This window comes from Rhodococcus sp. GB-02 (genome assembly GCF_053470465.1).
In genome coordinates, this window is record NZ_JBPUKE010000002.1 from 103,321 (window position 1) to 124,094 (window position 20,774).

A 20,774-nucleotide genomic window follows, 5' to 3' on the forward strand; every position below is an offset into this window, starting at 1 on the left:
TACTCCCATACCCGTAGGTAAGCGGTCAGACCCCCGCGGTGCGCACTATCGAATTCATCGGCGGTCGATCGACCAGCGATACCTCCGTGGTCTCGGGCACGAAAGAATCACCGTCGACCAAGAATTGGGTCAACCCGGCACCCGAATCCTCGATCCCGCACCGCCTGAGCATCGTTCCGATGATCTGCCGACTCATCACGCCGAGGTCGGCGAGCGGCCGGTTGCGATGCTTGCGCACACCGAGATTGACCTGACCGATCGCCGCCAGCCCCAACGTGTCGTACGTGTCGAGCAGCAAGCCGATCTCGACGCCGTAGCCGGGGGCGAACGGAACAGCCGAGAGCAACTCACGGGTGCCGGCGTATTCACCGCCGAGCGGTTGCAGTACCGACGTGAGTTCGGGCCGCAGCGCAGCCAACATGGGCCGCGCAACCAATTCCGTGACTCGTCCGCCGCCGTTGGCGTCCTCCGTGCCGCTCACGCGCAGCGGACGGCGGTAGTAGCCCTTCACCAGATGGATGCCGTCAACGGTGAGCAGCGGCCCCAGCAGTTTGGGCACGAACGCCGGATCGGGATTGATGAGATCGGAGTCGACGAATGCGATCAGATCGCCGGTGGTCGCTGCCACCGAACGCCACAGCACCTCACCCTTGCCCGCCGTCGGCGGGATGGACGGGACTGCGCTCTCACGACTGATCACCGTCGCTCCGGCAGCGCGAGCACGCTCGGCGGTTCGGTCGGTCGAACCGGAATCGAGAACGATCAACTCGTCGACCAAGCCACCGAGCAACGGATGAATGGTGTCGACCACCGCGGCAACGGTGTCCTCTTCGTTGAGTGCGGGCAACACCACCGAGACGGTTCGGCCACCCTTCGCCCGTTCGAGTTCAGCGACCGTCCAACTCGGATGGTCCCAACTGTTGGCTTCTGCCCATACGCGGGTCGGGCCCGCACCGGTGATGCTCATGCCAGACCTCGAACCGTACGTACCGGGGCGCGGCGTCCTTGGATCGCGGCCACCATGTCGACTACTCGGCGGGTGGACGCCACCTCGTGAACACGGAACACCCGGGCGCCGCCCGCCGCGGCCATTGCTGTCGCTGCCAATGTTCCCTCCAACCTCTCGGAAAGCTCCACACCAAGAGTCTCCCCGATGAAGTCCTTATTGCTCAGCGCCATCAGCACTGGCCACCCGGTGTTTACAAGAACGTCCACTTTTCGCAACAACTCGAGCCCGTGGAAGGTGTTCTTGCCGAAGTCGTGGGTGGGATCGATCAGAATCGCGTCACGCGGAACACCGAGAGCCAGGGCGCGTTCTGCCGCCGACACCACCTCGGAGACCACATCTGCGACGACGTCGTCGTAGCGCACACGGTGCGGGCGGGTGCGCGGAACCGCGCCGCCCGTGTGCGAGCAGACGATGCCGGCGCCCGTCTCGGCGGCGACCACAACGAGTTCGGGATCCGCACCGGCCCACGTGTCGTTGATCAGGTCGGCGCCTTCGTCGCGTGCCAGCCGTGCGACGCCACTGCGCCAGGTGTCGACGCTGATGATCAACTCGGGGTACTTGGCCCTGATCGCGGCGACGAACGGAACCACTCGCCTGACTTCCTCGTCGGCGTCGACGAGGTCACCCGGTCCGGCTTTCACTCCCCCGATGTCCACCAGATCGGCGCCTTCGTCGACGGCACGATCGACGGCAGCCATCGCCGCCGAGTCCGAGAACGTCGCACCCTGGTCGTAGAAGGAATCGGGAGTGCGATTGACGATCGCCATCACCAATGCGCGGTCGACCGCGACCGGACGCCCACACAGGGTGGGCGCCGGACCTGGCTGCGCGGTAGAACCGGAGAGTGAAGACATGCCACTCATACTGGCATGACGGAACTCGGTCTAGCCCTTGGGTACCGAGCCCGCCGCGACCTTTCCGACGTATTCGTCGTACGAGTCCACATAACCACCCTCGCGGCCCTCGAGAAGGTACAGAGTGTCGGCGCCGACGTCGTAACCCTCGTTGCGCAATTCCACCTTGCGCGACTTGAAAGTGCTGGTGTGTTCGAGTGAGTCGACGATGCGGATGAACAGCGGGACCGCGTAGTTGGGGAGCTTGCCGTAGAGGTGAGCCGCGACTTCGCTGCCCTCAAAACTCTGGCCGTCCCGTAGCTTCACCGCCGCCATGCCCGCGCGCCCGTCGGTGCCCGGAATCTCGACGCCGTAGACAACTGCTTCCTCGACGGCCGGGTGCGAACTCAGCGCGCCCTCGACCTCCGTGGTGGCGACGTTCTCACCCTTCCAGCGGAAGGTGTCACCGAGGCGGTCGACGAAGGCGACGTGGCCCCATCCCTGCTTGCGCACCAGGTCTCCGGTGTCGAACCAGGTGTCGTCGTCCTTGAATCCCCCGCGCACCAGTTTGCTGTTGCTCGCAGCTTCGTCTGTGTAACCGTCGAAAGGCGCCCGGTCCGTGATCTTGGACAGCAGGAGCCCGACCTGACCCGTGGAAACCTTGCGGAGTCGACCGTCGGCGGCGCGCAACGCTTTTCCAGTGTTCTCGTCGAACTCCACGACGGCGTGCGGCAACGGACAGATGCCTGCCGTCTTGTCCACGTTGAGTGCGTTGACGAACGCGATGTTGCATTCGCTGGCACCGTAGAACTCGGCGACGCGGGGAATGCCGAACCGCTGGGTGAATTCGGCCCAGATCTCCGGGCGCAGACCGTTACCCACCATGAGCCGAACAGCGTTGTCGCTGTCGGTCGGCTTGACCGGCTGATTGAGCAGATAGCGGCACAGTTCGCCGATGTACGTGAAGGCGGTCGCCTTGTTGACTGCGATATCGTCCCAGAACCGTGAGGCCGAAAACTGGCGTCCGATCGCGATGGTGGCACCGGACGCGAGCACCGAGGACAACGAGACCGTCAACGCGTTGTTGTGATAGAGCGGCAAGCAGCAGTACAGAGTGTCCGAGCCGCGCAAGCGCACGCCCATCAACCCGAGTCCTGACATCGACTTCAACCAGCGGAAGTGAGTCATCAAGCTCGCCTTGGGCATTCCGGTGGTGCCCGAGGTGAAGATGTAGAACGCCTTCTCTTTCGCCAGCACCTCGGCGGTAACCGCCGGGTTGGACGGATCAGCCGTCTTCGCCAGATCTTCGAGTTCGCTGACAAGAAGTTGAGCGGGCCCGGCAAATCCGGCAGGCAACGATTCGAGGGCTTCTTCGCACTCGTCGGCGACTACCAGGACGCGAGCGTCGAGCAGCGTAAGGCTGTGTGCCAGAACGTCGTCGCGCTGATTGTAGTTCAGCATGCCCGCTGCCGCACCGAGTTTGACGGCAGCGAGTGCGATCAACAGGGCTTCGGGAGTGTTCTTGGCCAGCACTCCGACGACGTCTCCGCGGTCGACTCCTCGTCCGCGGAGGACGTCGGCGTAGCGGTTCACCAGTTCGTTGGCCTCGGCATAACTGGTCGCGTGCCCCTCGAACCGGATGAAGGGGCGCGACGGGTGCGCGTGCGCGGCCTTCTGGAAGATCAACCCGATCGATTCCTTGGCCGAAGGCTTGCGAGTGAGCCCGGCGGCCCCCCGCGCCAGGATCGGTACCTCGGTGATCATCGACGGCAGTTTTGCCGCCAGATCCAGCAGGCTTACGGTCGAACGGGCTTCCGAACTCATGGCTCCCCTAACACGTATCCGGCGCCCATTCGGCCGCTCAGTCTGCGGCCACCTTACTGCACGGTAATAAAGCTCGCCATGCCCCAGGTCAGGGTTTCACGCACGCGTCTGATCAGGATCTGACGCACGCGTCGAGCGCCGCCTCGACGTCCGTCCGCACCAACAGTGTGTCCAGCGCCTGACGCCCGACGAAGCCGGTCCCGTCGAGCTTGTTCAACCACTCGAGCAGGCCGGTGAAGTGCCCGACGGGATCGAGCATCACCACTGGTTTCTCGTGCATTCCGAGGTAGCCGGCGGTCCATGTCTCGAACAGCTCTTCCAGCGTCCCGATTCCGCCCGGCAGCGTGATGAACGCGTCGGCGTGATCTTCCATCAGCTTCTTGCGTTCGCGCATGGTGTCCGTGACGATCAGCTCGTCGGCATCGACGTCGGCAACTTCCTTGTGCACCAGGGCCTTCGGAATGACGCCGACGGTCCAAGCGCCCGCCGCGCGAGCGGACTCGGCGACAGCGCCCATCATCGAGACGTTGCCACCGCCCGAGACCAACTGCCATCCGCGGCGACCGATCGCGGTTCCCACCTCTGCCGCCAACGCCAGGAAAGACTCGTCCACCGGCCCCGACGCGCAGTAGACGCAGATCGAGTACTTCTTGTCGGAATCGGTCACCATTCTTCTTCTTTCCCCAGATCTGCGGCCTCGTCGACGCCCTTGTCTGCGTTGAGGACGATTCGTACTGCTTCTTCCACGCTGTCGGTGACGTGCAGCAGGTTCACGTCGCCTTCGGAAATCTTGCCGTCACGCTCGAGGGTGCCGCGAATCCAGTCGACGAGTCCGGACCAGTACTCGGTACCGAACAGGACGATCGGGAAGCGCGTGACTTTGTGGGTCTGCACCAGGGTGAGTGCTTCGAACAGCTCGTCGAGTGTTCCGAAGCCGCCTGGCAGGCAGATGAATGCCTGGGAATACTTCACGAACATCGTCTTGCGTGCGAAGAAGTACCGGAAGTTGATTCCGAGATCCACCCACTCGTTGAGCCCCTGTTCGAACGGCAACTCGATGCCGAGACCGATCGAATATCCGCCTGCTTCGCTGCAACCACGGTTGGCAGCTTCCATGACTCCCGGCCCACCACCGGTGATGACGGCGTACCCGGCTTCGGCCAAGGCCGTTCCCAGTTCACGGCCGGATTGGTACTCGGGATGATCGACCGTGGTGCGGGCCGAACCGAACACCGTGACCGCACGGGGGACCTCGGCGAGCGCTCCGAAACCTTCGACGAATTCGCTCTGGATACGCAACACACGCCACGGATCGGTGTGTACCCAATCCGTGGGTCCGCGCTTGTCGAGCAAACGCTGATCCGTCGTGGTCTTCTCGTCCTTGCGCTTGCGTCGAAGCTGAACGGGGCCGCGGTGCTTGATCGACGAGCTCTGCTTCTTCGAAGCCGAATTCTTCTCTGGTGCCATGCGGCAAGGCTAACGGTCAGGCCGACAGATACTTCCTCAGCACGGCCGCGACGTCGGTGATCTGCTGCACCGGAACGTGCTCGTCGCGCTTGTGCGCGAGGTTCGGATCACCCGGTCCGTAGTTCACGGCAGGAATGCCGAGCGCCGAGAACCTGGACACGTCGGTCCACCCGTACTTCGCACGGAACTGACCACCGGCCGCCTCGATCAGGGCGGCAGCGGACGGGTTCGCCAAGCCAGGCAACGCGCCGGGTGAGGAGTCCGTGACCTCGAATCCGAGGCCCAGACCGTCGAACACTTCGCGCACGTATGCCTCAGCTTGCGCCTCGTTGCGATCGGGCGCGAATCGGAAGTTGACGTCCATCTCGGCTTCGTCCGGGACGACGTTTCCGGCGACACCGCCGGAAATCCGCACCGCCGACAAACCTTCGCGGTAGCCGCAACCGTCGATGTCGACCGAGCGCGGCTGGTAATTCGACAACCGCTCCAACGCTCCGCCGAACTTGTGAATGGCGTTGTCCCCCAGCCAGGACCTGGCCGAATGTGCGCGAATTCCCGAAGCCGTCAACCGAACCCGCATCGTGCCCTGGCACCCGGCCTCGATGAAACCGGCCGTCGGCTCACCGAGAATTGCGACGTCGGCCGTGAGCCATTCCGGGATCTCGCGTTCGATTCTTCCGAGTCCGTTGAACGTCGCGGCGATCTCTTCGCAGTCGTAGAAGACGAGAGTCAGGTCGTGGGCCAAGTTCTCGATGGTGGCCGCCAGGTGCAGGAACACCGCATCGCCCGACTTCATGTCCACGGTCCCGCAGCCGTGCAGGATGTCGCCGTCGCGTCGCGAAGGAACATTGTCGGCGATCGGCACCGTGTCCAGATGTCCGGCGAGCATGACGCGGCTCGGCAGCCCACGCGACGTACGCGCCAACACGGCGTTGCCGTTGCGGATGATCTCGAAGCCCGAAGTCTGCTCACGCAGCGCATCCTCGACGGCCTGCGCGATGACGGATTCGTCGTGCGAGACGCTGGGGATGTCGACCAGGGCGGCCGTCAAGTCGATGGGGTCCGAAGCAAGATCGAGGGTGCTCACACGCACCAGCCTAGGCCGGTGCACCCACCACCCAGTAATCTCTAGTCCCGTGAGCGCACAGGGAGCAACAGCAGTAGGTATCGCCAACGTGACCGCGGACGGAGCCGTCCTCGACACCTGGTTCCCGGCACCGGAGCTGGGAACATTCGACAAGACCGGTACCGAGAACGTCGAGGGAACAGACATTCCTTCCGATCTTGCGCTGCTGGCAGGCACTGACGACGCTCGCGAGGTCTCGCAGGTCGTCGTTCGCACCACCATCGCCGATCTCTCCAAGGCACCGGTCGACGCCCATGACGTCTACCTGCGCCTCCACCTCCTCTCGCACCGTCTCGTCGCGCCCCACGGCGTCAACCTCGACGGCCAGTTCGGCCTGCTCAGCAACGTCGTGTGGACCAACTTCGGCCCGTGCGCCGTCGAGGGCTTCGAGCAGGTTCGCTCGCGTCTGCGCATCCGCGGAGTCGTCACCGTGTTCAGCGTCGACAAGTTCCCCCGCATGGTCGACTACGTCGTGCCGTCCGGAGTTCGCATCGGTGACGCCGACCGTGTCCGACTCGGCGCACACCTCGCCAGCGGAACGACCGTCATGCACGAGGGCTTCGTCAACTTCAACGCCGGCACCCTCGGCAACTCGATGGTCGAAGGCCGAATCTCCGCGGGCGTCGTCGTCGACGACGGATCCGACGTGGGCGGCGGCGCCTCGATCATGGGCACCCTCTCCGGCGGTGGCAAGGAAACCATCTCCCTCGGCAAGCGCTGCCTCCTCGGCGCCAACGCCGGCCTCGGCATTTCACTCGGCGACGACTGCGTCCTCGAAGCCGGCCTCTACGTCACCGCGGGCACGAAGGTCACCGGCCCGGACGGCACCGTCGTCAAGGCCAAGGAACTCAGCGGCAAGTCCAACCTTCTCTTCCGTCGTAACTCGGTCTCGGGTGCCGTCGAGGTCGTGCCGTGGAAGGGCACCGGCGTCGAACTGAACGCTGCTTTGCACGCCAACGACTGATGAGTAGCACCGACGTCTCCGACGGAACAACCACCGCTCTCGGCCACGGTCTCAAGGTCCGCCATCTGACGATGATGGGCCTGGGCTCGGCCATCGGCGCCGGACTGTTCCTCGGAACCGGCGTCGGTATCGCCAAGGCCGGCCCGGCTGTCCTGATCTCCTACATCCTTGCGGGCGCCGTCGTGGTGTTCGTGATGCGCATGCTCGGTGAAATGGGCGCGGCGATTCCGGCCAGCGGTTCCTTCTCGCACTACGCGCGCTTGGGGATCGGCGAGTGGGCCGGCTTCGTGATGGGCTGGCTCTACTGGTTCATGCTCATCATGGTGCTGGGCGCCGAGATCACTGGAGCGTCGGCGATCGTGAACGACTGGGTGCCGTCGATCCCGCAATGGGTTGTCGCCCTCGTCTTCGTGGTGTTCTTCGCCGTCGTGAACCTGGCCAAGGTCAGCAACTTCGGCGAGTTCGAGTTCTGGTTCGCCGCAATCAAAGTCACCGTCATCATCGGCTTCCTGATCATCGGTGTCCTGCTGGTGTTCGGCCTCCTGCCTGATACCGACCCGGTCGGTACGAGCAATCTGTTCGGGCAGGGCGGCTTCATGCCCAACGGGTTGTCCGGCATTGCCGCAGGACTTCTCGTCGTGGCGTTCGCTTTCGGCGGGATCGAGATCGTCACCATCGCCGCAGCCGAATCCGAGAATCCGGAACGCTCCATCGCCGTCGCTGTCCGAAGCGTCGTGTGGCGCATCAGCGTCTTTTACATCGGCGCCATCTCGATCATGGTTCTGCTGCTGCCCTGGAACGACCCCGAACTCGAGAGCGGCCCGTTTGTGGCCGTCTTGAACAAGGCGAACATTCCGGGTGTTGCCGGGTTCATGGAACTCGTCGTAGTTGTGGCTTTGCTCTCCGCGTTCAACGCCAACATCTACGGCACCTCTCGTATGGCGTTCTCACTGTCGCGCCGCGGCGACGGGCCCGCTTTCATGGCGAAACTGTCGAGCACCGGAGTTCCGACGAATGCCGTTCTGCTGTCGGTGTTCTTCGGCTTCGTCAGCGTCCTGCTTAACTGGCTGCTCCCCGACGACCTGCTCGGCATCCTGCTCAACGCAGTCGGCGCTGCGCTGCTGGTCATCTGGATCTTCATCGTCGTCTCGCATCTGCGACTGCGTAAACAACTCGAAGCGTCGGGCAAGCTGACAGTTCGTATGTGGCTGTTCCCGTATCTGAGCTACGCGACACTCGCGATGCTCGGCGTGTTCGTCGTCCTCATGCTCTTCGACGCCGATGCACGTGCGCAGTTGATCTCGACCACCGTGTTGTTCCTCGTGATCGCGGCATTGGGTTTCCTGAACGCCCGCTGGCGTAAGCAGAATCAGCCCGCTTGATCTGTGTGCCTATGCATCTCGTCTGTTCACTACGACGACGCTGAGACCGAAGACGACGAGTACGAAGAGGGCGAAGTAGATCAGGCTGCCCCAGGGTCCCCAGTGGAAGTCGACGCTACCGCCGGAACCGAGAAAGTTGTTGGCGTTCATGAACGGCAGGAACGGCATGATCTTCTCGCCAATGCTGCCGAACAGGTTGAACAGATTCTCGATGAGCAGGGGCCACAACAGCAGTAGCGCGATAGCACCTGCAGACTGCCGGAGCAACGCTCCCACTCCGACTGCCAGAACCACGCAGAAGAACGCGTAGATCGGTGTTCCGTAGACGACCCGCCAGTTCTCGTCGCCGGACAGCGTAAGGAATCTTCCGGCGTCACCTGCTGTGGCCTTCGTCAGAGCGAAGGCGCCGAACGACAATACGAGAGTCAATACCGCTCCGAAACCGCCGATGAGGCCGGCCTTGGCGATCAGCACCGAAGCGCGATTCGGAACTGCCTGGAACGTGGTTCGGATGGTCCCGAAGCGGTATTCGCTGGTGATCGCGAGGGCCGCCATGATCATCAGAACCAACACCCCGAAGCCGGTCACTCCGCTGAGCGCCCCCGACACGGTCGGCATCATTGCACCGTTCGAATTGCGGAGCGACGACTTGGCGCTGAGTCCGAAAGCGGTCGCGAGCCCCAACCCGAGAACGACGATGATGATCGTGCACCACAGCGGCGACTTGGTCGTGGTGATCTTGATACGTTCAGCACTGAGAACAGCCATTACAGTGCACCTCCCATAGCCTGCTGTGTGTTTGCCTGCTGTGCATTTACATGGTGGGCTCCGGCACCCGGATCGATACCGGACGCGTGGTACTGGACATCGTCTCCGGTCAACTTCATGAACGCATCCTCGAGCGACCCCTGCTGAGACGCCAACTCGTACAACACGATTCCCTGCGAACCCGCCAAACCACCGATCACATCAGTGGTCGAATCCACCACCACCAACACCGGCTCCGATCCTGAATGCTCCTCGCGGACAGTCAGTCCGTGGGCAGTCAATGCGGCATGGAGAGCGTCCAATTGTGGGCTGCGCACGCGCACAGTCGACTCCGACGAACGATCCACGAACTCCGCCACCGTCGAATCCGAAATCAACCGACCCCGACCGATCACCACCAACTGCTCCGCCGTCAACGCCATCTCCGAGAGAAGATGACTCGACACGAGCACGGTGCGGCCCTCGGCCGCCAACCGCTGCATGAACTTACGAATCCAGACGATACCCTCCGGATCGAGACCGTTGACCGGCTCGTCGAACAACAACACCTTCGGATCACCCAACAACGCACCCGCCAACCCCAGACGCTGCGACATACCCAACGAGAACCCGCCGGCCTTCTTGCCCGCCACCTCGGACAACCCGACCAACCCGAGCACCTCGTCGACCCGGGACTTCGGAATCCCGTTCGAAGCAGCCATCCACTGCAGATGCGCCCGCGCACTGCGATTGGGATGCACCCACTTCGCATCCAACAACGCCCCCACCGTCCGCAACGGTGTCTTCAGCTCCCGGTACGGCTTGCCGTCGATCAACGCCGCACCCGACGTCGGCTGATCCAAACCCAGGATCATCCGCATCGTCGTCGACTTGCCGGCACCGTTCGGGCCCAGAAAGCCCGTCACGATGCCCGGCTTGACCGTGAACGACAAATCGTCCACCGCTTTCGTCGGTCCGTAAACCTTGGTCAATCCCCTCAGCTCGATCATGTGGACCAGTCAACCACGAAAACCGAACTGTCGGAACTTTACGCCGCTCACAGAGAAAACCGTTGCGCAAGTTCGTTGTCGACGCTATTGTCGAATGTATGTTCGACACTACCGGGGGGTAAAAGTGACGACGCCAGTAATTGAACAGGCGGTATCCGAACAGGCGATGTCTGAAGAGGCGATCGGACAATTCCGAGCTTCACTCGTCAGCATGGATCGTTCCATCGACAATGCAGCACGCGTGGACCTTTTACGCGCATTAGAAGAATTGAAGGCCAGTTGCGCTGGGGCCCAAGCCTTACTGGCTGCCGACCTCGATGCGTTCACCCGCAAGGACCGCAGCGAACGAGGTGTTCCGCGCTCATACCAGGGCCGCGGAATCAACGCGCAGATTGCACTCGCACGGAGGGAGTCGGCGTGGTTCGGAACTCAGCATCTGAACCTGGCCCGCGCACTGAACGACGAGATGCCGCACACACTTCGATTACTCGTCGACGGCTCCATCAGTGAGCATCAAGCGACAATCCTCATGCGCGAGACTGCGTGTCTCACCACCCAGGATCGCGCTACATTGGATCGCGAGTTCTGCTGCGAAGCTGCAATCTTGGACGGATGCGGCAACCATCAACTGACAGAAAGAATCCGCGCACGCACTGCCGAAATCGACGCCGACAGTGTCGCCAGACGAGCACGCAAAGCCGTGGGAGACAGACGAGTGACGGCGCGGCCTGCGCCCGACACGATGTGCTGGCTCAATGTGTTTCTTCCCGTCGCCGAAGGTATCGCCGTACATGCCACGCTCGGGCGCGACGCAGATTCCGTTCTTGCGGGCGGGGATGAGCGCACGCGAGCTCAGATCATGGCTGACCTCCTGGTCGAGCGCGTCACCGGAATCGGCCGCGCCACACCGACACCCGTTACCGTGAATCTGGTTGTCTCCGATCAGTCACTGCTGGGCGACAGCACCGACCCTGCACACGTCCACGGGTACGGACCTGTACCAGCCGACATTGCACGCGAATGGATCGCCAAGTCCAGCGAAGACTCCGAAGCGATGGCAACGGTCCGAAAGATCTACGCATGCCCCGACACCGGTGCGATGACCGCGATGGAGTCAACGGCGAGAACCTTCCCGAAGGGGTTGGCGCGATTGATCGAACTCCGTGATCGAAGCTGCCGCACTCCGTGGTGCGACGCGCCGGTTCGCCACCGCGACCACATTCGCGATCACAACAAGGGTGGACCCACCAGTGCAGCCAACGGCGCAGGATTGTGCGCGGCGTGCAATTACGCCAAGCAGGGCTTGGACTGGTCTGCCGAACCTGCACCAGGCAACCGGCATACCTTCACCACGACGACACCTACCGGGCACCGATATTCGTCTGCGGCTCCGCCACTTCCGATACCGTGGGCCGGTCCCGATGCGGCCTAAGTTCCTCGGTGCGCCAGTGCATTCACGAACACCTCGGAAATCTCCGAGGGATCGCGAGCGATGTACGTCGAACCGCCCGTCACGCGGGATATATCGGCGAGCGCCGCGGCATCAGCGTCGTCGGTGATGCCGATAGTGACGATGATGACCGGTCGAGCCGGATCCTGCTCGCGTGCAAGTACATCGAGCAGCTGCTCACGGCTGATGCTGTCAGGGTCTTCGTTGGCACCGTCGGTCAAGATGATGACGCTGTTGACCGCTCGCGGATCGTACGATTCCTGAACCTTACGGAAGGCGGCCAAAGTCGTGTCGTACAAACCTGTGGCGCCACGCTTGAGTTCGGTGAGCCGGTTCGCCTGATCCGCCATCAACTTTCGTTGAGTCACGCCGTCAACAATGGTGTCGTAGCGCCTGATCGGCACCAATTCCTGGAAGTCCTGGGTTCCGTTCATACCTTGGGAGAACGCCCACAGACCGGCAGCGACGCTGTCCGGGAAGACCTGATTGCCGGCAAGGGCCGCAGCAGTGGTCAACTGCATGCGTGTCTTGCCGCCGGCCGCCGGATAGTCCATCGAAGCCGACACGTCGATCGCGACGAGCGTTCGGATCGGCTTGGCCATCAACGCCCAAGCACCCAGTGTCTGATCGGCCACCGACTGTTCGGACACGGTCAGTGCCGTGACGTCACCGACTCCACCTTCGACAGCACCTCCGCCGGAAGTACGGAAACCGCTGCGTGTCAGAACTTCCTGTGCAGATTCACTGTGCAACAGGTCGGCGATGGCCTCACTCTTCTTGGCTGCGGCATAGTGCCGATCCGGTGCCGAAGCACTGACCACCAGGGGGTAATCCATGACCATGGTTCCCGTCGCCGGCACGGTCGCGGAAATCTTCGACTCGACCTTCGTGAACTCGACTACCTGCTGCTCAGTCGAAACACCGACCTTGCCGGAGCTGACCAATTCGGTGAGCATCTTCTGTCCAACCGGCTGATCTTCGGTACGAACACTCTCGGCTTGGGCATGAGGTACGAGGGCAGCTCGAACCGATTCGGAGGTGGCTCCGGTCTCCGCGAGAGCTCCGAGAATGGGCGCCGATGCAACCCCGGTGAACAACGGATTGCCCAGCGCAAGATCGGGGACCTGTAGCGCCGTGAGCCAACTGGCAAACTGTTCGCCACCGCCGGAGGCGAGGACGACGGGCGAGGTGGCGATGGAACCGCCGGCGGCAGCGACCGGTCCCTTTGCCGTCAATGCAGCTTTGCCGACCCACGCTGTCGAATCCGGTATCCACATGTCCGGAGCGTCCACACCTTTACCCAAAGTTCCCGCGACGTCGCCCGGCAGCGCAGAAGTGACCGTGATCCGCGAACAGCCTGTCTGCTCCGGCGACGATTCTGCGAGGATCTCCGTCACTGCAGGCGCGATCGCAGGATCTGCTGCCAGCGAGTACTCGTCGACGCTCTCGCATGAATCGGACTGTGTTGCCTTGAAGACCACCACCCCGGTGGCGACTACCGCGACGGCAACCAACCCACCCACTGCGTAGAACCCGATCGACCGCCCGCTGTCAGGACTCGAATGCCGTCCGCCCGCCATGAAATCTGCCCTTCCGAGGCCACTCGCACTAGGGCATACCGACGGCATGCGTGCGACTGGAGCTATCCCTACCGGGCGGTAGTGTAGCCAAGAACACAGAATTTCCAACTAGCGCTGAATCATCGACGAACCGGCGGGCCCACATTCCGGGACAGGCGGGCCGAACTCACGAAGCCTCGAGCGCCGGAGCGACTTTTCAGCAATCGGCTCCGCTCACCACAGGTCGCGCTTCTGGACCTTACCCATCGCGTTACGCGGCAGAGTCTCGGCAAAACGAACTTCGCGGGGACGCTTGTGCGCCGATAACTCTGCCCCGACCAACTCGACCAATTCGGCTTCGGTGACCTCGGGACTGCCTGGCTTGCGGACGACGACGGCGATGATCCTCTGCCCCAGATCGGCGTCGGGGACACCGATCACCGCAACTTCGGACACCGAGGGGTGCCCGAGGATGGCAGTCTCGATCTCGCCGGCGCCGACTCTGAATCCGCCGGTTTTGATCAAGTCGATGGATTCGCGGCCGACGATTCGGTGGAACCCACCCTCGTCGATGACGGCGACATCACCGGTCTTGAAGTAGCCGTCCTCCGTCCAGGACTCGGCGGTTGCGTCTGGACGGTTCAAGTAGCCGTCGAAAAGCATCGGCCCGCGTACCTGTAGGCCGCCGATGCTCTGGCCGTCGTGTGGCACGTCGTTGCCCTTCTCGTCACGAAGGCGAGTCTCGACACCGTGCAGCGGCACTCCGACCCACCCCGGGCGTCGCTCGCCGTCGAAACGCGTGCTCAGGGTCAGCATCGTCTCGCTCATGCCGTAACGCTCGATCGGCGTCAATCCTGTTCGCTCACGGAGCTTTTCGAAGACCGGCACAGGAAGCGGCGCGCTACCGGAAACCAGAAGTCGGGCACCGGACAACGCCCTGGCAGCTTCTTCGTCTTCGGCGATACGCGACCAGACGGTGGGGACACCGAAGTAGAGGGAGCCTTTGGCCCGTGCGTAGTTTTCCGGTGTCGGCTTGACAGTGTGGATCACTCGGCTACCGATCCGGAGGGGGCCGAGGATTCCGAGAATCAGTCCGTGTACATGGAAGAGAGGAAGCCCGTGCACCAGGGTGTCTCGCCACGTCCAGTCCCAGGCCTCGCCGAGCGCGTCGATCCCGGCTGCGATGGCCGAGCGACTGAGCAGAACACCCTTGGGCGGGCCGGTAGTTCCGGACGTGTACAGGACGAATGCTGTGGACTGCGGTGCCGGTTCGGGATAGCTGTGCCACGAGCGAGCGTGCAATCGGACGGGAACTACGGGCAGTCCTTCGCAGTGCTCGTCCGTTTCGCCGAGCCATGCCTGGGCACCGGAGTCACGCAGCATGTGCTCTCGCTCAGCCCTCCCCGAGTCCGGCGGGACCGGCACAACGGTGACGCCGGCAATCAAAGCCCCGACGACGGCGAGAATCGTTTTTGCTGTGGGAGTTGCCAATACGGCAACCCGATCGGCCTGCGCCACTCGCTCCGCGACCGAGGTCGCGGCACCGAGGATGGCACTCCGCGAGAGAACCATGTCACCGATCGTCACGGCGTCGTCGAGGTCGTCACCGCGGGCAACAGCAAGGGGGTTCAGGGATCTCAGCAGCACCACGACAGCATCTCACAGCGCGGATGGTCGCAAAATTTCTCCTGCCCGACGCGCGTCCATCGAGTGCGGCGGGAACAGCGTCACCAGTGCAGCCCCCAAGAGAGCCCCGGAAAGAACGGCAAATCCGTGCGCGTCGTCGACCGTCACCAGGGTTGCGCCGCCGACCACAATCACGGCAGTCAGAACAATCTCGGGCATTCGCGGGCGCACCAGTACGCCGATCCCCGCGGCCGCCGCTGCCAGAGCAAGTGTGGCGCCGGAGTTACCTGCGCCGGTCGACGGGAAAACTGCGGTGGTGAGCAAACCGAACAGCAGTTGACCGAGCAGGAAGAGAGCCAAGCCGCGTGCGGCGCCCCAGAGCCGAAACGCCGGCGGCGCAATCACCGCCAGCGTCACGAGATTGGTGACGGTTCCTGCGACCCCTCCGTCCTGGACGAGCACCGAGGTCAGAATGCGCCACCATTGACCGTCGCGAATCAAAGCGGGATCACGACGAAACATGTCCAGCAGTCCCGGCATCAGCGCCTGCAGGATCGACGGAACTGCCACCACCAGCCAAAGGAGCGCGGCTGAAAGAGGGAAGTCTCCGAATATTCGACGATCCTTCAGCCAGGTGAGCATCAGCGCAACCGAGGCAAGAACGACGGCGACGATCAGTACCGCGTCCAAGCCGCCGGTCCCTGAGGTGGTCACAGCGCGACCTTACATCGGACTGATACCGACATCAGGGAACCTGACACCTGCGAAAGCACACAGTTCAGGCGGAGAGGCGCTTTGCTGCTGCGGCGATTCGTTCGTCTGTCGCGGTGAGAGCGATCCGAACGTGCTTGCTTCCGCTCGGTCCGTAGAACTCACCGGGAGCAACGAGGATCCCGCGATCGGCGAACCAACTGACCGTCGCTCGGCATTCCTCGCCGCGGGTTGCCCAGAGGTAGAGGCCGGCCTCGGAATTGTCGACGGTGAATCCGGCGCCGCGAACAGCTTCGATCAACACGCTGCGACGCTCGCGGTACCGCTCGCGCTGGATGTTCTCGTGTTGGTCGTCGCCCAAGGCTGCGGTCATCGCGGCTTGGATCGGCAGCGGCAAGATCATTCCCGCATGCTTGCGCACCTCGAGCAGTTCCGACACCAGAGCAGGGTCACCGGTGACGAACCCGGCCCGATAGCTGGCAAGGTTGGACGTCTTCGAAAGTGAGTGGACCGCAAGCAAACCGGTCAGATCGCCGTCGTTGACGCGGGGATCGAGAATGGAGAGTGCATCCGCTTCCCACGTCAATCCGAGGTAGCACTCGTCGGAGACGACGATGGCGCTGCGCTCGCGTGCCCAGGCCACGACCTTCTGCAAGTGCTCGAGGCCGAGCACTTTGCCGGTGGGGTTGGACGGCGAGTTCACGAAGATCATCGCCGCCGACTCGGGACCGAGCTTGTTCAAGCCGTCGGCGCGCAGGACGCGTGCGCCTGCCAACTTCGCCGCGACCTCGTAGGTCGGATAGGCCAACTCCGGAATGACCACTAGATCGTCGGCTCCGAGACCGAGTAGTTTCGGCAGCCACGCGATCATTTCCTTGGTACCGATGGCCGGCAGCACCGCTGCCGGATCGATGTCGGGAATGTTGTAGCGGCGATCCAGTGACTCCGCCACGGCCTCGCGAAGCGCGAGCGTGCCATGAGTCGTCGGATATCCGGGCACCTCGGCAACAGAGGCCAGAGCCTCCTGTATCACCGGATCCACCGGATCCACCGGCGTACCCACGGACAGGTTCACGATGCCGTCGGGATGAGAGTGCGCCTTGGCCGTGACCTCGGCGAGCGAATCCCACGGAAAATCAGGAAGCCCAGCGGCCACCGGAGTACGAGGCAAGATCTCTATTCCTCACCCATGGGAGGCAGCGCCTTGATGAACGGCGTGTCGTAGTCGACCTTGCCGAGCTTGGCGGCTCCACCAGGCGAACCGAGATCGTCGAAGAAATCGACGTTGGTGCTGATGTACGCATTCCACTGGTCCGGGACGTCGTCTTCGTAGAAGATGGCTTCGACGGGACAGACAGGCTCACACGCGCCACAGTCGACACACTCGTCGGGGTGGATGTAAAGCATGCGTCCACCCTCGTAGATGCAGTCGACAGGGCATTCTTCGATGCACGCCTTGTCCATCACATCTACACACGGTTCAGCAATCGTGTAGGTCACTGCCGATCTCCCTGCCTTCCTGTCGTGCATCGCCGCTGCAACACGCAGTTGCTCGGGGCCGAAAATCCGATACGACTCTCACGTACCGCGGGAACAGCCTATTATCCCCCTGCCTACCGACTCTGAGCAGTCGGGGGTAACACATTTCAGCCTACTGCGGTGATGTTCCTCGACCGAATCGCGATCCATTTCTCCCCCAGGGCGGCCGCGCGTACCAGTGCGCCCCGCTCACCGAGGTAATCCGCCACGACGCCGACCACCGGAATCTTGCCGAGAATCTCGTACGGTTTTGTCCGCGACGGCCGCTTGTGCAGTTCGTCGGTGATGGCACGGAAAGTCTTCGACGTGCGCCACAAGGTCCCGATCAGTGCGAACGGGCGCCAGGTCTCGTCGGTGCCGCTGACCGACTTTTCGGCGAAATCCTCACCGGCGAGCAGATCTCGGGACTTCGTCTCTCGCCCGCACAGCACCGACGCCAGCAGGTCTACCTGCTGATCCCGTTCGGTCACTCCGTGTTCACGGGCAACCGCAACAAGCACAACGGCCTGATTCGCGAAAGCCAGCAGGTCCTGGATCGGCAACCGATTGAGGAGGACGCCGAAGATGCCGGGGAACGCGACGGCAACGGTGTTGAGTGCACCCAACCTGGTCGTCCACCACTTCGAGCGCTGCTCGTCCGTCATCACCGACCACGCCGCCGTCCCGGGGAACTTGACGACATCGAGGACCCAAGCGGCTGCGTCCAACACCATCGCGGCAGCGTTTCGCTCGGGATCAGTCGGCTCGAAGGTCCGACGCTTGATACCGAGCGGATCGCTGTAGGCGAGGTCGAGAACCGGGTTGATCCCCCACACCGCTCGATCGAGAACCTCGACGACCTTGCGGTCCCCCAATACATCAGCCATCAGGCAATCGCTCCTTCGCGTCGTGCATGTGTGGTGGTTCGCTCGCGCGCCGGACGTCCGATTCCCTCGGCGATGGCGCGCAGTTCTGCGACGGTCTTCTCGGACCCGTGTTCGGAGCCGGCCATCCGCGAGATCGTCTCTTCCATCAGCGTTCCGCCGAGGTCGTTGGCTCCGCCGTTGAGCATCATCTGTGTTCCGGTAATGCCAAGTTTGACCCAGCTGGTCTGGATGTTGGGAATGCGGCCGTGCAGCATGATGCGTGCCAGCGCATGCGCAGCGCGGTTGTCCCGATTGGTCGGCCCTGGTCGTGAAGCGCCTGCCAGGTACAGCGGCGCGCTCTGGTGGACGAACGGCAGAAGCACGAACTCCGTGAACCCGCCTGTGCGGTCCTGGATTCCGCGAAGAACGTTCAGATGCCCGACCCAGTGGTGAGGCTGGTCGACGTGTCCGTACATCATCGTCGAACTCGAACGCAGTCCTACCTCGTGGGCAGTGGTGACCACTTCGATCCACTCCGCCGTCGGCAGTTTGCCCTTGGTGAGGATCCAGCGCACCTCGTCGTCGAGGATCTCGGCTGCCGTGCCGGGGATGGTGTCGAGACCCGCCTCACGAAGGGCCGTCAGCCAATCCCTGATGCTTTCACCGCTGCGCGATGCGCCGTTCACGATCTCCATCGGCGAGAACGCGTGGACGTGCATCGACGGCACGCGCTTCTTGACGGCCCGGACCAGGTCGGCGTAACCGGTGACCGGTAGCTCCGGATCGATACCGCCCTGCATACACACCTCGGTCGCGCCGGCGACGTGCGCTTCCCACGCACGGTCGGCGACCTGGTCTGCCGACAGTGTGAAGGCGTCGGCGTCGCCCTTGCGCTGCGCGAACGCACAGAACCGGCAGCCCGTGTAGCAGATGTTGGTGAAGTTGATGTTCCGGTTCACGACGTAGGTGACGTCCTCGCCGACGGCATCCTTTCGTAGCGCATCCGCCAGCGCCACAACGGCTTCCAAGCCCGGACCCTCCGCAGTGGCAAGGGCAAGATATTCGTCGTCCGAGCATCCGGCGGGATCGCGTTCGGCACTGCGCAGCGCAGCCAACAGATCGGTGTCGACGCGAATCGGGGCGCTCAGCTCGAGTACCTGTTCGCGCACGGTCTCCCAGTCGCCGAACGCACTGCCCAGGTCACTGCGGGTCTCGGTATTGCGCCCGTCCGTGTCGATCTCGCTGTTGAGATCGACGCGTCCGCTCGATTCCCAGGACTCGTCCGGCTCCTGCCACGGCCGACCCACCGGCTTGGTGTCGGGCAAGGCGAGGCCGGTCTTGGGATCCGCGAGCGCCTGAACGTGGCCTGCGATGCGCGGATCGATCCACGGAGCTCCGGCCAGGACATACGCCGGCTGAGCCGCGGTGCGTTCGGTCAACGTGAAGCCACCCTCCGCACTGATCTCGGCCAAGGTCTCGAGGTTCGGCCACGGGCGCTCGGGGTTGACGTGATCGGGGGTCAGCGGTGATACCCCACCCCAGTCGTCGACGCCTGCGCCGAGCAGCGCGAGGCACTCGCTGTTCGAGACGAGGTTCGGCGGACTCTGAATCCGCATCGTGGGCCCGAGCAGTAGGCGCGCGACGGCGATGGCCGCGAGAAATTCGTCGAGTCCTGCATCAGGGGTGTTGCGCATCGCGGTATCAGGCTTGGCCAGGAAGTTCTGAATGATCACTTCCTGGATGTGGCCGAACGCCTTCTGCGACTTGCGTATCGCCATGATCGACTCGGCGCGCTCGAGGAAGTTCTCCCCGATGCCCACGAGAATGCCGGTGGTGAACGGAATGTTCAGTCGGCCTGCGTCGGTCAGGGTGCGTAACCGAACCGCCGGATCCTTGTCCGGGCTTCCGTAGTGGCATTCGCCCTTGTCGGTGAACAGCCGAGTTGCCGTCGTCTCGAGCATCATGCCCATCGACGGCGCGACGGGCTTGAGCCGCGAGAGTTCCTGCCAGCTCATCACACCGGGATTCAGGTGTGGGAGCAGTCCGGTCTCCTCGAGCACCCGAATCGACATCGCTCGCACGTAGTCGAGGGTGGAATCGTAGCCGCGTTCATCCAGCCATTGCTTCGCTTCCGGCCAGCGAGCCTCGGGGCGATCCCCCAGCGTGAACAAGGCTTCCTTGCAGCCCAATTCGGCGCCTGCCCGGGCAATTTCCAGAACCTCGTCCGGCTCCAGGAACATGCCGTGCCCTTCGGCACGCAGCTTCCCCGGCACGGTGACGAAGGTGCAGTAGTGGCACTTGTCCTGGCACAGACGAGTCAGCGGAATGAAAACTTTCCGCGAATACGTCACGGTGTTCGGCCGACCCGCTGCCAGCAGACCGGCATCGCGAACCTTGGCCGCCGAGGAACACAGATCGGTGAGATCGGTCCCACGTGCCTGCAGCAGCGTTGCCGCCTCGTCGACATTGAGGGTCGCTCCGTCGCGTGCGCGACGGAGAACTCGCCGCATCGCCGACGCTGACGGGCCGGGCGACGGACTGGACGAGGCGGACGCGGAAATACCTGGCATCGGAAGCATGGTGGGTTTGCCGGAGTCATCACCAGTTCGGTTCACCTAGCGATCATGCGCCATGTGAGACGACTAGTGCCACCCGGTGCCAGAAGTAGGAGGCCTCACCGCC

The 20,774-nt window shown here is 63.2% G+C and carries 18 protein-coding genes; 3 read left to right on the forward strand and 15 right to left on the reverse strand.

Annotation, left to right across the window (positions count from 1 at the left end; translation table 11 throughout):
* Positions 1-25: 25 nt before the first annotated feature.
* The 6 genes from ACSW29_RS13470 to dapE all read right to left on the reverse strand — a co-directional run bounded on the left by ACSW29_RS13470 (position 26) and on the right by dapE (position 6,220).
* Positions 26-967, reverse strand: coding sequence for a glucosyl-3-phosphoglycerate synthase (locus tag ACSW29_RS13470; RefSeq protein WP_230817392.1), 942 nt, complete (start codon positions 965-967; stop codon positions 26-28).
* Positions 964-1,863 (reverse strand): dihydropteroate synthase, encoded by a 900-nt coding sequence (folP, locus tag ACSW29_RS13475; RefSeq protein ID WP_230817391.1) that lies wholly within the window; start codon positions 1,861-1,863, stop codon positions 964-966. The genes ACSW29_RS13470 and folP overlap by 4 nt, the downstream gene beginning before the upstream one ends.
* A gap of 30 nt (positions 1,864-1,893) precedes the next feature.
* Complete coding sequence (locus ACSW29_RS13480; protein ID WP_230817390.1) at positions 1,894-3,666, reverse strand: long-chain-acyl-CoA synthetase; 1,773 nt, start codon at positions 3,664-3,666, stop codon at positions 1,894-1,896.
* Positions 3,667-3,778: 112 nt separating this feature from the next.
* Positions 3,779-4,336, reverse strand: coding sequence for an LOG family protein (locus ACSW29_RS13485; protein WP_020908470.1), 558 nt, complete (start codon positions 4,334-4,336; stop codon positions 3,779-3,781).
* Positions 4,330-5,133, reverse strand: coding sequence for an LOG family protein (locus ACSW29_RS13490; protein WP_230817389.1), 804 nt, complete (start codon positions 5,131-5,133; stop codon positions 4,330-4,332). Before ACSW29_RS13490 ends, ACSW29_RS13485 begins: the two co-directional genes overlap by 7 nt.
* Before the next feature lie 16 nt (positions 5,134-5,149).
* Positions 5,150-6,220, reverse strand: coding sequence for a succinyl-diaminopimelate desuccinylase (dapE, locus tag ACSW29_RS13495; protein WP_448277474.1), 1,071 nt, complete (start codon positions 6,218-6,220; stop codon positions 5,150-5,152).
* Positions 6,221-6,269: 49 nt separating this feature from the next.
* Between dapE and dapD the strand changes: the two genes are divergently transcribed.
* Complete coding sequence (dapD, locus tag ACSW29_RS13500) at positions 6,270-7,223, forward strand: 2,3,4,5-tetrahydropyridine-2,6-dicarboxylate N-succinyltransferase (protein WP_230817387.1); 954 nt, start codon at positions 6,270-6,272, stop codon at positions 7,221-7,223.
* Positions 7,223-8,605 (forward strand): amino acid permease, encoded by a 1,383-nt coding sequence (locus ACSW29_RS13505; RefSeq protein ID WP_230817386.1) that lies wholly within the window; start codon positions 7,223-7,225, stop codon positions 8,603-8,605. Before dapD ends, ACSW29_RS13505 begins: the two co-directional genes overlap by 1 nt.
* Before the next feature lie 9 nt (positions 8,606-8,614).
* Here ACSW29_RS13505 and ACSW29_RS13510 read toward each other — a convergent pair whose 3' ends face one another.
* Together ACSW29_RS13510 and ACSW29_RS13515 are read right to left on the reverse strand one after the other, a co-directional pair.
* Complete coding sequence (locus ACSW29_RS13510) at positions 8,615-9,373, reverse strand: ABC transporter permease (RefSeq protein ID WP_230817385.1); 759 nt, start codon at positions 9,371-9,373, stop codon at positions 8,615-8,617.
* Positions 9,373-10,362, reverse strand: a complete 990-nt coding sequence (locus ACSW29_RS13515; protein WP_448277475.1) for an ABC transporter ATP-binding protein — start codon at positions 10,360-10,362, stop codon at positions 9,373-9,375. Before ACSW29_RS13515 ends, ACSW29_RS13510 begins: the two co-directional genes overlap by 1 nt.
* A gap of 124 nt (positions 10,363-10,486) precedes the next feature.
* Here ACSW29_RS13515 and ACSW29_RS13520 point away from each other — a divergent pair, with 124 nt between their 5' ends.
* Positions 10,487-11,794, forward strand: coding sequence for a DUF222 domain-containing protein (locus ACSW29_RS13520; RefSeq protein ID WP_448277476.1), 1,308 nt, complete (start codon positions 10,487-10,489; stop codon positions 11,792-11,794).
* Here ACSW29_RS13520 and ACSW29_RS13525 read toward each other — a convergent pair.
* The 7 genes from ACSW29_RS13525 to ACSW29_RS13555 all read right to left on the reverse strand — a co-directional run bounded on the left by ACSW29_RS13525 (position 11,791) and on the right by ACSW29_RS13555 (position 20,671).
* Positions 11,791-13,392 (reverse strand): substrate-binding and VWA domain-containing protein, encoded by a 1,602-nt coding sequence (locus tag ACSW29_RS13525; protein WP_230814132.1) that lies wholly within the window; start codon positions 13,390-13,392, stop codon positions 11,791-11,793. The two genes, ACSW29_RS13520 and ACSW29_RS13525, sit on opposite strands and share 4 nt — an antisense overlap.
* 213 nt (positions 13,393-13,605) lie before the next feature.
* On the reverse strand, positions 13,606-15,018 hold the full coding sequence (locus ACSW29_RS13530; RefSeq protein WP_347874264.1) for an acyl-CoA synthetase: 1,413 nt from the start codon (positions 15,016-15,018) through the stop codon (positions 13,606-13,608).
* A gap of 12 nt (positions 15,019-15,030) precedes the next feature.
* Positions 15,031-15,711, reverse strand: a complete 681-nt coding sequence (locus ACSW29_RS13535) for a rhomboid family intramembrane serine protease (protein WP_448277477.1) — start codon at positions 15,709-15,711, stop codon at positions 15,031-15,033.
* Positions 15,712-15,775: 64 nt separating this feature from the next.
* Positions 15,776-16,879, reverse strand: a complete 1,104-nt coding sequence (dapC, locus tag ACSW29_RS13540; RefSeq protein WP_448277478.1) for a succinyldiaminopimelate transaminase — start codon at positions 16,877-16,879, stop codon at positions 15,776-15,778.
* Positions 16,880-16,884: 5 nt separating this feature from the next.
* The gene (fdxA, locus tag ACSW29_RS13545; protein ID WP_003945248.1) at positions 16,885-17,208 is read right to left on the reverse strand and encodes a ferredoxin; all 324 of its coding nucleotides are present in this window, start codon (positions 17,206-17,208) and stop codon (positions 16,885-16,887) included.
* Between the two features lie 146 nt (positions 17,209-17,354).
* Positions 17,355-18,113 (reverse strand): hypothetical protein, encoded by a 759-nt coding sequence (locus ACSW29_RS13550; protein WP_347874266.1) that lies wholly within the window; start codon positions 18,111-18,113, stop codon positions 17,355-17,357.
* Positions 18,113-20,671, reverse strand: coding sequence for a bifunctional FO biosynthesis protein CofGH (locus ACSW29_RS13555; protein ID WP_317827407.1), 2,559 nt, complete (start codon positions 20,669-20,671; stop codon positions 18,113-18,115). The genes ACSW29_RS13550 and ACSW29_RS13555 overlap by 1 nt, the downstream gene beginning before the upstream one ends.
* Between the last annotated feature and the right edge of the window lie 103 nt (positions 20,672-20,774).

Coding starts and splice junctions, on each gene's coding strand:
- ACSW29_RS13525 (WP_230814132.1), bottom strand. CDS start 13,392: ATGGCGGGCGGACGGCATTCGAGTCCTGACAGCGGGCGGTCGATCGGG.
- ACSW29_RS13490 (WP_230817389.1), bottom strand. CDS start 5,133: ATGGCACCAGAGAAGAATTCGGCTTCGAAGAAGCAGAGCTCGTCGATC.
- folP (WP_230817391.1), bottom strand. CDS start 1,863: ATGTCTTCACTCTCCGGTTCTACCGCGCAGCCAGGTCCGGCGCCCACC.
- ACSW29_RS13505 (WP_230817386.1), top strand. CDS start 7,223: ATGAGTAGCACCGACGTCTCCGACGGAACAACCACCGCTCTCGGCCAC.
- ACSW29_RS13470 (WP_230817392.1), bottom strand. CDS start 967: ATGAGCATCACCGGTGCGGGCCCGACCCGCGTATGGGCAGAAGCCAAC.
- ACSW29_RS13485 (WP_020908470.1), bottom strand. CDS start 4,336: ATGGTGACCGATTCCGACAAGAAGTACTCGATCTGCGTCTACTGCGCG.
- ACSW29_RS13555 (WP_317827407.1), bottom strand. CDS start 20,671: ATGCTTCCGATGCCAGGTATTTCCGCGTCCGCCTCGTCCAGTCCGTCG.
- ACSW29_RS13515 (WP_448277475.1), bottom strand. CDS start 10,362: ATGATCGAGCTGAGGGGATTGACCAAGGTTTACGGACCGACGAAAGCG.
- ACSW29_RS13550 (WP_347874266.1), bottom strand. CDS start 18,113: ATGGCTGATGTATTGGGGGACCGCAAGGTCGTCGAGGTTCTCGATCGA.
- ACSW29_RS13480 (WP_230817390.1), bottom strand. CDS start 3,666: ATGAGTTCGGAAGCCCGTTCGACCGTAAGCCTGCTGGATCTGGCGGCA.
- ACSW29_RS13510 (WP_230817385.1), bottom strand. CDS start 9,373: ATGGCTGTTCTCAGTGCTGAACGTATCAAGATCACCACGACCAAGTCG.